Source organism: Catellatospora chokoriensis, assembly GCF_011297315.1.
Lineage (GTDB): Bacteria > Actinomycetota > Actinomycetes > Mycobacteriales > Micromonosporaceae > Catellatospora > Catellatospora citrea.
In genome coordinates this window covers 153920-167016 of record NZ_JAAOTI010000002.1, presented here as the reverse complement: position 1 = coordinate 167016, position 13097 = coordinate 153920, and the positions used below count along the sequence as shown (strand labels likewise).

Annotated in this window: 11 protein-coding genes; 10 read left to right on the top strand and 1 reads right to left on the bottom strand. The window is 73.7% G+C overall.

The window, feature by feature from the left end; genetic code table 11:
* Positions 1-148: 148 nt before the first annotated feature.
* The 6 genes from HAV39_RS03325 to HAV39_RS03300 all read left to right on the top strand — a co-directional run bounded on the left by HAV39_RS03325 (position 149) and on the right by HAV39_RS03300 (position 8540).
* Positions 149-1900, top strand: a complete 1752-nt coding sequence (locus HAV39_RS03325) for an ATP-binding protein (RefSeq protein WP_373311656.1) — start codon at positions 149-151, stop codon at positions 1898-1900.
* Positions 1901-1931: 31 nt separating this feature from the next.
* Entirely contained in the window at positions 1932-3095 is a 1164-nt protein-coding gene (locus HAV39_RS03320) for an exonuclease SbcCD subunit D (protein WP_191837676.1), read from the top strand.
* A 37-nt stretch (positions 3096-3132) separates the two neighbouring features.
* On the top strand, positions 3133-5610 hold the full coding sequence (locus tag HAV39_RS03315; protein WP_191837675.1) for an AAA family ATPase: 2478 nt from the start codon (positions 3133-3135) through the stop codon (positions 5608-5610).
* Positions 5611-5633: 23 nt separating this feature from the next.
* Positions 5634-6593, top strand: coding sequence for a hypothetical protein (locus HAV39_RS03310; protein ID WP_120318724.1), 960 nt, complete (start codon positions 5634-5636; stop codon positions 6591-6593).
* Between the two features lie 98 nt (positions 6594-6691).
* Positions 6692-7621, top strand: coding sequence for a lytic polysaccharide monooxygenase auxiliary activity family 9 protein (locus tag HAV39_RS03305; protein ID WP_203736138.1), 930 nt, complete (start codon positions 6692-6694; stop codon positions 7619-7621).
* Positions 7622-7640: 19 nt separating this feature from the next.
* Positions 7641-8540, top strand: coding sequence for a DNA-3-methyladenine glycosylase family protein (locus HAV39_RS03300; RefSeq protein WP_191837674.1), 900 nt, complete (start codon positions 7641-7643; stop codon positions 8538-8540).
* Between the two features lie 12 nt (positions 8541-8552).
* On the opposite strand, the gene HAV39_RS03295 is transcribed toward HAV39_RS03300, so the two are convergent.
* Positions 8553-10289, bottom strand: a complete 1737-nt coding sequence (locus HAV39_RS03295) for an MOSC and FAD-binding oxidoreductase domain-containing protein (RefSeq protein WP_191837673.1) — start codon at positions 10287-10289, stop codon at positions 8553-8555.
* A 134-nt stretch (positions 10290-10423) separates the two neighbouring features.
* Between HAV39_RS03295 and HAV39_RS03290 the strand changes: the two genes are divergently transcribed.
* The 4 genes from HAV39_RS03290 to HAV39_RS03275 all read left to right on the top strand — a co-directional run bounded on the left by HAV39_RS03290 (position 10424) and on the right by HAV39_RS03275 (position 13008).
* A complete protein-coding gene (locus HAV39_RS03290; protein ID WP_191837672.1) occupies positions 10424-11050 on the top strand; it encodes a CG0192-related protein in 627 nt (208 codons plus the stop codon).
* A gap of 63 nt (positions 11051-11113) precedes the next feature.
* The gene (locus HAV39_RS03285; protein ID WP_191837671.1) at positions 11114-11656 is read left to right on the top strand and encodes a hypothetical protein; all 543 of its coding nucleotides are present in this window, start codon (positions 11114-11116) and stop codon (positions 11654-11656) included.
* 143 nt (positions 11657-11799) lie between these two features.
* Complete coding sequence (locus tag HAV39_RS03280; protein ID WP_191837670.1) at positions 11800-12228, top strand: hypothetical protein; 429 nt, start codon at positions 11800-11802, stop codon at positions 12226-12228.
* Positions 12229-12276: 48 nt separating this feature from the next.
* Positions 12277-13008: an SDR family oxidoreductase gene (locus HAV39_RS03275; protein WP_191837669.1), complete on the top strand. Its 732-nt coding sequence runs from the start codon at positions 12277-12279 to the stop codon at positions 13006-13008.
* Positions 13009-13097 lie beyond the last annotated feature (89 nt).

The following is a 13097-nucleotide window of genomic DNA, read 5'->3' as shown; positions in this document are numbered from 1 at the left end:
AGGTAGGCGGCGATGTAGGCGGCGGGGGTGGTCGGCGAGGGGGTCGGCGGGGAGCTGGTGTCGGGGTGGTGACACGGGGAGGGGTGCTGGTCACTGTCGGGACGCGAGAACGGTGGCTTTGTCGTTGGTGACCGCTAGGGTTCTGCGGGTGAGCGAGGAGCAGCCGGGGACACCGGTCGGGCGGGTGCTGGGCACCGAGGACGCGAGTCCGCTGACCTTCTGGGTCGCGGTCGCCGAGGGGTCATACCTGCAGCTTGACGACGTCGTGGTGACCCAGCGGCCACTGCCCGACATCGGCATGGTCACCATCGCCGGCGTGGTGACCAGCGTGCGGGCCCGCCACGAGGGCGCGAGCTTCGACTCCGACGTGTTCGCCATCGCCGAGGGCATGCTGCCCGCGCAGGTCCAGGAGGCGGCCGAGGTCACCGTGACCCGGGTCGAGCCGGAGGTGTACGTGCCGCCGCTGCCCGGCGCGGTCGCGTTCCGGGCCCAGGGCGAGTCGCGCGACAGCGCGCTGTCCTTCGACCGCATGCACCGCCGCCTGCCCATCGGCACCGGCCGCGACGGGATGCCGGTCTACCTCAACGCCGACTTCCTCGACGGCAGCCGAGGCGCGCACGTGTCCATCTCCGGCATCTCGGGCGTGGCGACGAAGACCAGCTTCGCGACCTTCCTGCTCTACTCCGTGTTCCGCTCGGGCGTGTTCGGCGGCGACGCGGTCAACACCAAGGCGCTCATCTTCAACGTCAAGGGCGAGGACCTGCTGTTCCTCGACCACCAGAACACCCGCCTGGACGAGCGCACCCGCGCGCAGTATCACAAGCTCGGCCTGGAGGCCGCGCCGTTCCCGCAGGTCAGCGTGTTCGCCCCGGCCCGCGCCGGGGACCCGACCGGCAGCCCCGACGTGGCCAGCCGGCTCACCGGGGTGGACCCGTTCTACTGGACGCTGGCCCAGTTCTGCACCGACCGGCTGCTGCCGTACGTGTTCGCCGACGCCGACGACGAGCGCCAGCAGTACACGATGGTGGTGCACTCGGTCACCGCCCAGCTGGCCAAGCACGCGGTGCCCACCGACGGCGGCATCACCCTCGACGGCTTCCGCATCAACAGCTACGAGCAGCTCGTCGACCACCTGGTGGAGCAGCTCAACGACGAGGACACCCGGGGCGTGTGGTCCGGCAGCTCGGTCGGCATCGGCACCATCAACGCGTTCGCCCGGCGGCTCATCAACAGCAAGCGCGACCTGGCCCGGCTGATCCGCGGCGACCTGCCCGAGCGCCGCGCGCACAGCATCTCCACCGCCGAGAGCGCCCAGGTCACCGTCGTCGACCTGCACAACCTGCCGGACCGCGCGCAGCGCTTCGTGGTCGGCGTGACGCTGAAGACCGAGTTCGAGCGCAAGGAGAAGGCGGGCAGCCCCAAGCCGCTGCTGTTCGTGGTCCTCGACGAGCTGAACAAGTACGCCCCCCGCGACGGCTCCAGCCCGATCAAGGACGTGCTGCTCGACATCGCCGAGCGGGGCCGCTCGCTGGGCGTGGTGCTGATCGGCGCGCAGCAGACCGCGTCGGAGGTGGAGCGGCGCATCGTCGCCAACTCGGCGATCCGGGTCGTCGGCCGGCTGGACCCGGCCGAGGCCGGCCGCCCGGAGTACGGCTTCCTGCCGCCCGCCCAGCGCCAGCGGGTGCTGCTGGCCAAACCCGGCACCATGTTCGTCGGCCAGCCGGAGATCCCGGTGCCGCTGGCGGTGGAGTTCCCGTTCCCGGCCTGGGCGACCCGGCCCAGCGAGGCGGGTCCCGCGCCGCGGGCGACGCTGGCCAGCATGGTCAGCGCCACCGACCCGTTCGCGGTGGTCGGCTCGGGCGCGCGCAACGGCATGGCCGACGACGAGATCCCCTTCTGAGTCCCCCGAGCAGCGAGTTTAAGGACTGACGATGCGGATTCTGCACACCTCCGACTGGCACGTCGGCAAGGTGCTCAAGGGCCGCTCCCGCACCGGGGAGCAGATCGCCGCGCTGCACGCGGTGGTCCAGATCGCCCAGGCCGAGCAGCCTGACCTGATCATCGTCGCCGGTGACCTGTTCGACGTGGCCGCGCCCTCGCCGGAGGCCACGAAGATCGTGACCCGGGCGCTGAGCGCGCTGCGCGCCACCGGGGCCGAGGTCGTCGCCATCGCGGGCAACCACGACAACGGCGCGGCGCTGGACGCGCTGCGCTCCTGGGCCGACGCGGCGGGCATCAACCTGCGCGGCCGGATCAGCGACAACCCGGCCGATCACATCGTCTCGGGCACCACCAGGGGCGGCGAGGCGTGGCGCTGCGTCGCGCTGCCGTTCCTGTCCCAGCGCTACGCGGTGCGCGCGCTGGAGATGTTCGACCTGACCGAGGCGGAGGCGCAGGCGACGTACGCCGACCACCTGGCGCGGCTGATGGCGCGGCTGGCCGAGCAGGCGTTCGGCGACCCGAAGACGGTCAACCTGCTCACCGCGCACCTGACCGTGGTCGGCGGGACGATGGGCGGCGGCGAGCGCGACGCGCACTGCATCCTCGGCTACGCGGTGCCGTCGTCGGTGTTCCCGAGCAACGCGCACTACGTGGCGCTGGGCCACCTGCACCGGGCGCAGCTGCTGCCGGGCGCGTGCCCGATCCGCTACAGCGGCTCCCCGATCGCGGTCGACTTCGGCGAGCAGGAGAACCGTCCCAGCGTGACCATGGTCGAGGTGACCGCGCAGACGTCGGCGCAGGCCCGCACGGTGGAGCTGCCGAGCGTCACCCCGCTGCGCACGCTGCGCGGCACCCTGGAGGAGCTGACCGCCCAGGCCGAAGCCCAGGCCGAGGACGACGCCTGGCTGCGGGTGTACGTCGCCGAGCCGCCCCGCGCCGGGCTGCGCGAGCAGGTGCAGGAGCTGTATCCGCGGGCGCTGGAGATCCGGGTGGACCCGTCGGTGCTGCCCGACGCGGCGACCCGCACCGCCCGGCCGCAGCGCTCGGGCCGCAGCGCGCCGGAGCTGTTCGGCGACTACCTGACCCACCGGGGGCACGACGACACCGCGACGAAGTCGCTGTTCGAGCGCCTGTACACGGAGGTCGCCGGATGAGCGGCCGGAGCGCGAGCACGCCGAGGAGGGTGCGGGCATGAGGCCGTTGCGACTCGATCTGCGTGGGTTCACGGTGTTCCGGGAGCCGACCACGGTCGACCTGACCGACTGCGACTTCTTCGCGCTCGTCGGGCCGACCGGCTCGGGCAAGTCGACGCTGCTCGACGCGATCTGCTTCGCGCTGTACGGCACCGCGCCGCGCTGGGGCGGCGGGCGCAGCGTCGCGCACGCGCTCGCCCCGTCGGCGACCGAGGCCGCGGTGCGGCTGATCTTCGAGGCCGGCGGCACCCGGTACGCGGCGACGCGGGTGGTGCGCCGGGACGGCAAGGGCCGGGCCGCGACCCGGGCCGCGGGACTGCAGGCGCTCACCCCGGGCTTCGACGCGTCCACGCTGGACGGCGACGACCTGCTCGACGAGCTGGGCGAGGCGCTCGCGGGGACGCCGAGCGAGCTGGACCACGCCGTCGCGGACGTGGTCGGGCTGCCGTACGACCAGTTCATCAAGTGCGTGGTGCTGCCGCAGGGCGAGTTCGCGGCGTTCCTGCACGCCCGGCCCGCGGAGCGCCAGGAGATCCTGGTCCGCCTGCTCGGCCTGGACGTGTACGAGAAGATCCGGGAGAAGGCCGCCGCGCTGGTCGCCGAGGCCAACGCGAAGCTGGCCGCCACCGAGCCGGTGCTCAACGAGCTGACCGCCGCCGCCTCCGACGAGGCGATCGAGGCCGCGGAGCGGCGGGTGGAGCAGGCCCGCGTCCTGGCCGCCGACGTCGACGCCGCGCTGCCGGAGCTGGTCGAGGCGCAGCGCAAAGTCGAGCAGGTCAGCACCGAGGCGACCGCCGCCGAGCAGCGGCTGCGCGTGCTGACCTCGGTCGCCGCGCCGGCCGGGGTGACCAGCCTGGCCGAGGCGGCCCGCACGGCCGCGGCCGCCGCGCAGGACGCCGCCATCGCGGTGGGCACCGCCGAGGAGTCCGAGGAGAAGGTGCGGGCCCAGCTGGAGGCCGCCGCCGACCCGACGGTGCTGCGCGGCCTGCTCGAAGCGCATGCCGAGTCGTCGCGGCTGGGCACCCAGCTGTCCGAGCTGGACGCGGCCGCGTCGCAGGCGCAGCAGCTGCACGACTCCGCGCTCGGCGCGCAGCAGGCCGCGGTGGCGCGCCAGGCGCAGGCCGAGACGGCGCTGACCCAGGCACAGCAGGCGTTGCAGGCCGCGCAGACCGCCGACCGGGCCGCCTGGCTGCGCCGGGACCTGAGGGCGGGCCACGAGTGCCCGGTCTGCACGCAGCACGTGGCGACCGTGCCGGCGATGCCGGACCAGCCCGCGATGACCGCGGCGAAGAAGGTCGTCGAGCAGGCCGAGCAGGCCGTTTCCACCGCCCGCGCCGGGCGCGAGCAGCTCGACCGCAAGGTCAACGAGGCGAGCGTGCGGCATGCGAAGGCGTCCGCGCAGCGTGAGCAGCTGGCGGTGCGCGCTGCCGAGGTCACCAGGGTGCTGCAGGGCGCCGCGCCGGTCCCGAAGCTGCGGGAGCAGCTGACCGCGGCCGAGGCGCTGCGGCGTGAGCTGACCGCGGCCGCCGCCGCGCTGCGCACCGCGCGCGAGGCCCAGCGGCGCGCCGCCGCGGCCGCGCAGCAGGCGCAGGACCGGCTGACCGCCGGCTGGCGCTCGTTCGACACGGCCCGGGACACGGTGGCCGCGCTGGCCCCGCCCGCCGCGGACCGCGACGACCTCGCCGCGGCCTGGCGCGCCCTGGACGGCTGGGCCCGGGAGCAGGCGAGCGCCGCCCAGGCCGAACGCGACGGCGAGCGGGCCCGCCTGGCGCAGGCCCGCGAGCACGCGGCCGCGCTGGTGCACCGGCTCGACGGGCTGTTCGCCGCCGCCGAGCTGCCCCGGCCCGGGGCCGGGGAGCACCAGCGGGCCGCCGCGGTGACCGTGGAACGCATGGCCGCCGCCCGGGACACGCTGCTGGAGCGGCGTGCCCAGGCCGAGGCGCTGCGGGCGCAGCGGGCCGTGATCGAGACCGACCGGCAGGTGGCCACCGCGCTCGCCACCCACCTGCGGGCCAACAACTTCGAGGCCTGGTTGCTGCAGGAGGCGCTCGACGCCCTCGTGGACGGGGCGTCGGCGATCCTGCGCGAGCTGTCCGGCGGGCAGTACGACCTGATCCACGAGGACCGCGAGTTCTTCGTGGTCGACCACCACGACGCCGGGCTGCGCCGCACCGTGCGGACGCTGTCGGGCGGCGAGACGTTCCAGGCCTCGCTCGCGCTCGCGCTGGCCCTGGCCGACCAGCTCGGCGGCCTGTCACCCACGGCGAGCCTGGAGTCCATCATGCTCGACGAGGGCTTCGGGACATTGGACGCGTCCACTCTGGACACCGTCGCGGCGACGCTGGAGAACCTTGCCGCGACGGGTGACCGCATGGTCGGCGTGGTGACGCACGTCCAGGCGCTGGCTGAGCGCATCCCGGTCCGGTTCGAGATCAGCAAGGACGCCCGCACGGCCCGCGTGGAGCGGGTCGGATAGACGAGAGCTGGTAGACAGATCTCATGAAGTTCCATGTGGACGCCTGGGATCCCGGCTTCGGCGCCAGTCTCGACGGCGCGGACCGGGGGCCCGCCGAGGCCAGCAGCGCCAAGCTCGACGCCGAGATCGAGCTGCCGGCGGCGGCCTGGCAACCCCTGGACACCCCGCCGGGCGTACGCGCACCCGACGTGGTGCTGCTCGTCGACGGCGTACGCCGCACCGACGCCCGCCTGTGGATCGAGGACCACGACGGGGTGACCCGTCCCGGCCTGGCCTGCTCGTACGCGGCCGGGGTGGTGCGCTGCGAGCGCTCGTCCGGGGCGAGCGTCACCGGTGTGAAGGTCGAGCGCACCCTGTTCACCGCCGCCGAACGACCCTCCGACGTGGACGCCGGGCAGGCCGCCCGCTACCGCGCGGAGACCATCGTCGGCGCGGACGAGGGCGACCTGTCCAACGGCGTGCAGCGGGCGCTGACCGAGCTGGAGATCGAGGTGTCCCGGCAGCTGCGCGAGGACGGCGATCTGCTGATCGTGGACGGGCCGCTGCGCAGCCGCGACGCGCTGCCGCGCACCCTGGGCTACATCAAGACCCAGCAGAAGCAGTACCTGCCCGATCGCCTGATCAGCGTGGTCGCCGCGCTCCGGCCCGCGCAGCGCACCCCGGTCTTCCGGATCGCCGGCGTGTACGAGCGGCTCACCTGGTATCTGCGCCTGCCGCACGGCGGCAGCTCGCCGTGGGCGGGCATCGTGCGGGTGGAGTGCTCGGCCGAGGTGCCCGAGCACCAGGCCGTCGCGCTGGCCGAGCTGTCCACGGCGACGATCCCCCGCTTCGCGTCGCTGCCCTACAAGGACCCCCGCGCCCCGCAGAACCTGGTGCCCATCGCGGGGCTGGAGAAGAAGCTCCGCCACCTGCTCGGCGACGGCAAACTCCTGCACCGCTCCCTGGCGCTGGCCGCCCAGCGCGGCACCGGCGCCGCCGGGTAACAGTCTGGGCGCAGCCCATTGATCAGTATGGACGTGAGGCGTAAATTCATCTCTTAGTTAAGTTTCCTTATTGGAACTTCCACAGAGAGGTGGAACGCATGCGCGCCGCTTCCCGCGCTGCCCTCGCCACGACCCTGCTGGCCCTCGCCCCGACCCTCGCCGTGATCGCCCTGACCGGCCCCGCGTCGAGCCACGGCACCATGACCACGCCCGCCAGCCGCGTCTACACGTGCTACCTGGAGGGCCCGGAGTCCCCGGACACGCCCGCCTGCCAGGCCGTCGTCGCCCTCGGCGGCACCCAGCCGCTCTACGACTGGAACGAGGTGAACATCGCCAACGCCGCCGGGCAGCACCGCAGCATCATCCCCGACGGCAAGCTGTGCAGCGCCAACCGCACCAAGTACGCCGGGCTCGACCTGGGCCGCAGCGACTGGAAGACCACCACGCTGCCCGCGTCCGGGGCGTACACCTTCCGCATCCGCGCCACCGCCCCGCACCTGGGCAGCTGGCAGCTCTACATCACCCGGCCGGGCTACCACCCGTCGACCCCGCTGCGCTGGGGCGACCTGGAGGCCAGCCCGTTCCTGACCGTCACCAACCCGGCGGTCGTCGACGGCTACTACAGCCTGTCCGGCACGATCCCGTCCGGTCACCCCGGCCGCCACCTGATCTACATGATCTGGCAGCGCTCGGACAGCCCGGAGGCGTTCTACTCCTGCGCCGACGTGGTCATCGGCGGCACCGTGCCGTCGCCGTCGGTGTCGCCGAGCGCCCCGCCGTCGCCGAGCGCGTCGCCCAGCACCTCGCCGTCGCCGAGCAAGTCGCCCAGCGCGTCCCCGTCGGCCCCGCCCAGCAGCAGCCCGTCGGCCAGCCCGACCGGCTCGTACCCGGTGTGGGCGCCCAACGTCAGCTACGCCACCGGCGCCCGGGTGACCTACCAGGGCGTCGTCTACTCCTGCCGGCAGGCGCACACCTCGCTGTCCGGCTGGGAGCCCGCCACCACCCCCGCACTGTGGCTCGCCGTCTGAGCGTGGCAGATTCGATGCCGTGACCGAGCGACACGAGCTGCCTGAGCGATACGACATCGCCGGCACGCTCGGGCAGCTCAGCCTCGGCCGGCACGACCCCTGCGCACGCTGGGTCGACGGCGTCTACTGGCTGGCTGCCCGGACCCCACAGGGTCCGGGCAGCCTGGCGCTGCGCTCCGCGGGCCGGTTCCTGCACGTCGAGGCGTACGGCGAGGGCGCGGGCTGGCTGGCCGAGCAGGCCGACGCGATCGCCGGGCTGCGCGACGACGTCACCGGGTTCGCCGCGCTGTCCAAGGCGCACCCGCTGGTCGCCCGGCTGGCCCGCGAGCACGCCGGGCTGCGCCTGCCGACGACCCGCCTGGCGTTCCCCCGGTTGCTGCGGGCGGTGTGCGAGCAGAAGGTCACCGGCACGGAGGCGTACCGCGCGTACGCGGCGATCGTCCGCAAGCTCAGCGCCAAGGCCCCGGGGCCCGTGGACAACCTGTGGCTGCCGCCCGACCCGGAGGTCGTCGCCGCCACCCCGTACTACGAGTTCCACCCGCTGGGCCTGGAACAACGCCGGGCCGAGACGCTGCGGCGGGTCGCCGCCCAGGCCGGCCGGCTGGAACGCCGCCCCGACAGCGCCGCGCTCACCACGCACCTGCTGACCATCCGCGGCATCGGCCCGTGGACCGCCGCGGAGACGGCGGCCGTGGTGTTCGGCGACCCCGACGCGGTCAGTGTCGGCGACTTCCACCTGCCGAACTTCGTCTGCTACGCGCTGGCCGGGGAGCCCCGCGGCACCGACGCCAGGATGCTGGAGCTGCTCGCCCCGTTCGCCGGGCAGCGCGGCCGGGTCTGCCACCTCATCGAGGTCTCCGGCATCGGCGCGCCGAAGTACGGCCCCCGCATGCCGATCCGCAGCTTCAAGACGTTCTGACCCGCGGCCGGGTCACAGGTCGAGCGCCAACTCGGAGGTCGGCTCGGAGCAGCAGATGAGCAGGTTTCCCTCGCCGGGCTCCTCGACCGGTTCGGGTGAGTACGCCACCTGCCCGGACAGCAGGCCGCTCACACAGGTGTGGCACACCCCGGTCCGGCAGGACCAGCGCACCGGCACGTCGCACGCCTCGGCGAACTCCAGCAGGCTGGCGTAGGACGGGCTCCACGGCACGGTCAGCCCGCTGCGGACGAACGACACCGCCGGACCCGGTCCGGGCGGGCCGTCCGGCGGATGCGGCGGCGCGGCGGGCGCGGCGGCGATGCCGGGGGTCAGGCCGCCCTGGGCACCGAACAGCTCGCTGTGCACCTGCCCGGGACCCAGACCCAGCTCGCCGAGAGCGGTGGTGATCTCTCCCATGAACTCCGTCGGGCCGCACAGGTAGGCGGCCGTGTCCGGGGGCAGGTTCAGCCCGCGCAGCACCTCCGGAGTGATCCGTCCGGCGGTGGTGTAGTCGCGGTCCTCGGGGCCGGGCCGGCTGTAGCAGATGTGCGTGTGCGCGTGCGGCAGCCGTCGCAGCAGCTCGCGGCTCTCCGCCGCGAAGGCGTGCTCGGCGCCGTCCCGCGCGCCGTGCACCCACCACACCGGCCGGTCCGGCTGCGTCGCGGCGAGAGCGTGCAGCATGGCCATCACCGGCGTCGCCCCGATCCCCGCCGACAGCAGCAGCACGGGCTGCTCGCCGGAATCCAGGGTGAACGAGCCCCGCGGCGCGGCCGCCTCCACGGTCAGACCGGGCCGGGCATTGGCGCGCAGATACGTCCCGGCCGCGCCGTGCGGCTCCTGCTTCACGCTGATCCGGTACACCGCGTCCCCGGGCGTGCCCGACAGCGAATAGCTGCGGACGAGCGGCCCGGCCTCGCCGGGCAGCCGCAGCGTCAGGAACTGGCCGGGCAGCGCTGAGGGCAGCGGGGTCCCGTCGGCGGCGGCCAGGTGCAGCGAGAAGACGTCGCGGGTCTCCTCGTCGAGCGCGGTGACGGTCAGCGGGCGGAACCCGGCCCAGGCGGGCGGAGCGGCGGCCGTCTCCAGGCCCGCATTGCCCTCCTGCTCGTCGGCCTGGTCCAGCAGCCCCTGCATCGAGGCCTGCCACCCGGGACTGAGCGCCGGTATCCGCAGCGCCCGCGCGGCGTCGTCACGGGAGTGGCCCGGCAGATACAGCAGGGCGTCGAGCTCGGCGACGGTCATCGCCTCGGGTCCGGTGGACAGCTTCACGATCCCGTCCCCGGCCCGCACCAGGCCCTCGGTCAGCACCCGCAGGTAGAAGCCGGGCCGGTGGTGGGCGACCATCAGCGCCGCCATGCGCGGCTCGTTCATCCGCAGCCCGACGCGGTAGCAGGTCACCCGCGGCTGCGTCACCTCGACCACAGCCTCGCCGACGCGGTAGCGGTCGCCGATGCACACCTCGTCGTCGGGCAGCCCGTCGACGGTGAAGTTCTCGCCGAACTGGCCGGGCATCAGGTCGTCGCGGCCCAGCACCTGCGCCCAGTAGCGGTAGGAGTCCTGCTGGTACACCAGCACCGCGCGCTGCTCACCGCCGTGCCCGCCCAGGTCGCCCTGGCCGTCGCCGTCGAGGTTGAGCCGGCGCAGCATCACCGGGCCGTCCACAGGCTGCTTCCACACGCCGGTGTACACGGTGCGCCCGCGCCAGTCGACGTCCTTGGGCAGGCCCACGCTCACCGTCAGCAGGGTGGCCACGCGTCCGAAACTACGCCCCGCGCGTACGCCCGGCGCTTGCTTTGCCGATCCTCGCCGCGTTTCGCCGGTGACGCGTGCTACCGCACTGACGCGGCCCCGCTGGGGTGTCCCGACCGGCGTCTACGATGCGGCACATGGCACTTCTGTACCGCGCGGAAATCCAGCCGACCAAGCTCGAGCTGATCGACTCGTGGCTGCCCACCCGGTCCTGGTACCAGGGACCGGCGGAGCCCGGTGTGCGGCGGGTGGCCGCCTGCCGCTTCGACGACCCCGACGGCGAGGTCGGCGTCGAGACGATCCTGGTCCAGGCCGGCGACGGCCCCGTGCTGCACGTCCCGCTCACCTACCGGGGCGCACCGCTGGACGGCGGCGAGCCGTGGCTCGTCGGCACGACCGAGCACTCCGTGCTCGGCAAGCGCTGGGTGTACGACGCCACCGGCGACCCGGTGTACCTGCAGGCCCTGGCCACCGCGATCCTCACCGGCGGGGGCGAGGCCGACGAGTTCGTCGACGTCGACGGCCGCCAGGAGAAGCGCGCCCCGGCCATGTCGCTGCACGGCAGCGGCGCCCCCGGCACGGCCGTCCCGGCGGTCGGCGCGATCGAGCAGACCACCGACGGCGATCCCACCCGCATCACCACCGCCACCGCTGGACTGGTCGTGCACCGCGTGCTCGGCTCCGCCGGCAGCGGCGGGTTCACGCTCACCGGCGCCTGGGACGGCGGCTCGCCGACGACCCTCGCCGAGGCGACGCTGCGCTGACGCCGCCCGGGTTCCTGCACGCGGGCGATGGCGCGCCTCGCCCGCGTGCGGTATCCACAAAGGATGACCGCGCAGGAGAAGAAGCAGCCCAAGAGCCGCATCAGTGGGCCCCAGCTGGCCTTTGCCGGAGTCGTGCTGGCCGCCCTCATCGGCGTGACGCCCGCGCTGCTGGACCGGCTGCTGCCCGACGACACCCCCACGGGCACCGGATCCCCGCCGCCACCCTCCGCATCCGGATCGCCGTCCCCGGTCGCCTTCACGTTGACCAGCGCCGTCTCGGTGCCGCAATGCGCGGACATCACCGGGTACGGCACCAAGCCCCAGGGCCGGGAGGTCGGGTTGTTCATCCAGGTCCCGGGCGACACCAAGTACTACTGGGAGAAGGTCCTCAAGTTCGACGGGGACTCGTGGCGGGCCGACCGGGTGGTGATCGGCGCGCCCGGCGACGCCGGCAAGGAGTTCAACCTGGTCCTGGTGCCGCTGTCCGTGCAGGCCGTGGTCGAGTTCAGCAAGCACGACGGCACCGCGTACGCCGTCGACAACCCGCCCGTCGCCCCCATCACCCAGTTCCGCGTCACCCGCACCACCGACCTCGGCTCCTGCTGACCCGTTCCCGGCGGACAGGGGCGCCGCCAGGCCGCCCCTCGGGTCGTGGTCGGGTGCCCGGGGTGCTCGGCGGTGGGAACGGGTGCGGCGGTCAGGTCTTCGCCCGGTTCCGCCCGTCGGACTCTGCTGTTACCTTGCCGCGCGTGGACGAATGGATCACGACCGCCGAGCGCCTGCTGACCGAGCCGTACGCCGAGACGGTGACGCACCGGGCCGACGGCATCGCCGAGCCCGGCCTGCACGTCGCCTACCTGATGACCAGCCAGGACTTCTACGACGAGGACGATCACGAGGTGGCGGAGCCGGTGCTGCGGGAGTACGAGGCCGCCCGCGACGGGCTGGTCGCCGCGCTGACCGAGCGCTGGGGCGCCGCGGAACGGATCGACCTCGGTGAGATCCTGGACAGCTCGATGCGCGGGCACGCGCCGACCCCGCTGACCGCCTACCTGTGCAACGTGGCCGGCGGCGCCGCCCCGCTGTGGCGGCGGGGCGACCGTCACGTCAGCGTGGTCGTCGCCTGGGAGGACCAGGAACTGCCCATCGTCCTCACCCTCGCGGTCGGCCGCCACTGAAGCCGGGCGGGTTGACCTCAAGCGCGGTGGAGGTGGTGGGATCTCGGCATGATCTTCGAGGGGCTGAGAGTGGCGGTCACCGGCGCGGGGCGGGACACCGGGCGGCTGCTCGCCGCCGACTTCGCGGCCCGGGGCGCGCACGTGTACCTGTCCGCCCGGGACGTCGGCGCCGCCACCGCCACCGCTGACCTGATCAACAGAGACGGGCCGGACCGGGCCGAGGCGTTCCGGTGCGACCTGTCCGACCCCGACGCGGTGCGCGGGTTCGCCGCGGCACTCGCCGAGCGGACCGGCCACCTCGACGTGCTCGTCAACAACGCGGCCGCGTACGCGAAGGGGCCGGGCCTGGAGGACGCCCCCGACGACGCCATCGTGTCGATGATCAGCGGGGCGGCTACCGGGACCACACTGCTGATCAAGCACTTGTTGCCGCTGCTGCGGGCATCGGCGCGACCGGACATCGTCAACCTGATCTCCGGTTGCGGCGAGACCGGCCACCACCGCTCGACCGCCCATCCGGCCTTCTACGCCGCCAAACACGCGCAGGCGGGGCTGGCCGGCATCCTGTCGCACCGGCTGCGCCCCGAGGGCATCCGGGTGATCTCGCTCTACCCGCCGGACTTCGTGCAGGACGGGCCGCGTACCGCCGGGGCGATGCTCACGGCACGTTCGGTCGCCGACTGCGTGCTGTTCGCGGTGGGCCAGCCGCGGGACTGCTTCATCCGCGAGTTCCGGTTCGAGCAGGATCAGCCCGCTCCCGACCCGGATCCGACCCAATGATCATGAAGTTGTGGACACGACACACCGTCGAGCCGTGCCATAAGTTCATGATCGACGGGAAAGGTGAGAAGGGGCTGGGAAAACGGGGG

Excerpts from the sequence above, each read along its gene's own strand:
- HAV39_RS03290 (WP_191837672.1), top strand. The coding sequence starts at position 10,424 with ATGGCACTTCTGTACCGCGCGGAAATCCAGCCGACCAAGCTCGAGCTG.
- HAV39_RS03285 (WP_191837671.1), top strand. The coding sequence starts at position 11,114 with ATGACCGCGCAGGAGAAGAAGCAGCCCAAGAGCCGCATCAGTGGGCCC.
- HAV39_RS03275 (WP_191837669.1), top strand. The coding sequence starts at position 12,277 with ATGATCTTCGAGGGGCTGAGAGTGGCGGTCACCGGCGCGGGGCGGGAC.
- HAV39_RS03320 (WP_191837676.1), top strand. The coding sequence starts at position 1,932 with ATGCGGATTCTGCACACCTCCGACTGGCACGTCGGCAAGGTGCTCAAG.
- HAV39_RS03315 (WP_191837675.1), top strand. The coding sequence starts at position 3,133 with ATGAGGCCGTTGCGACTCGATCTGCGTGGGTTCACGGTGTTCCGGGAG.
- HAV39_RS03305 (WP_203736138.1), top strand. The coding sequence starts at position 6,692 with ATGCGCGCCGCTTCCCGCGCTGCCCTCGCCACGACCCTGCTGGCCCTC.
- HAV39_RS03310 (WP_120318724.1), top strand. The coding sequence starts at position 5,634 with ATGAAGTTCCATGTGGACGCCTGGGATCCCGGCTTCGGCGCCAGTCTC.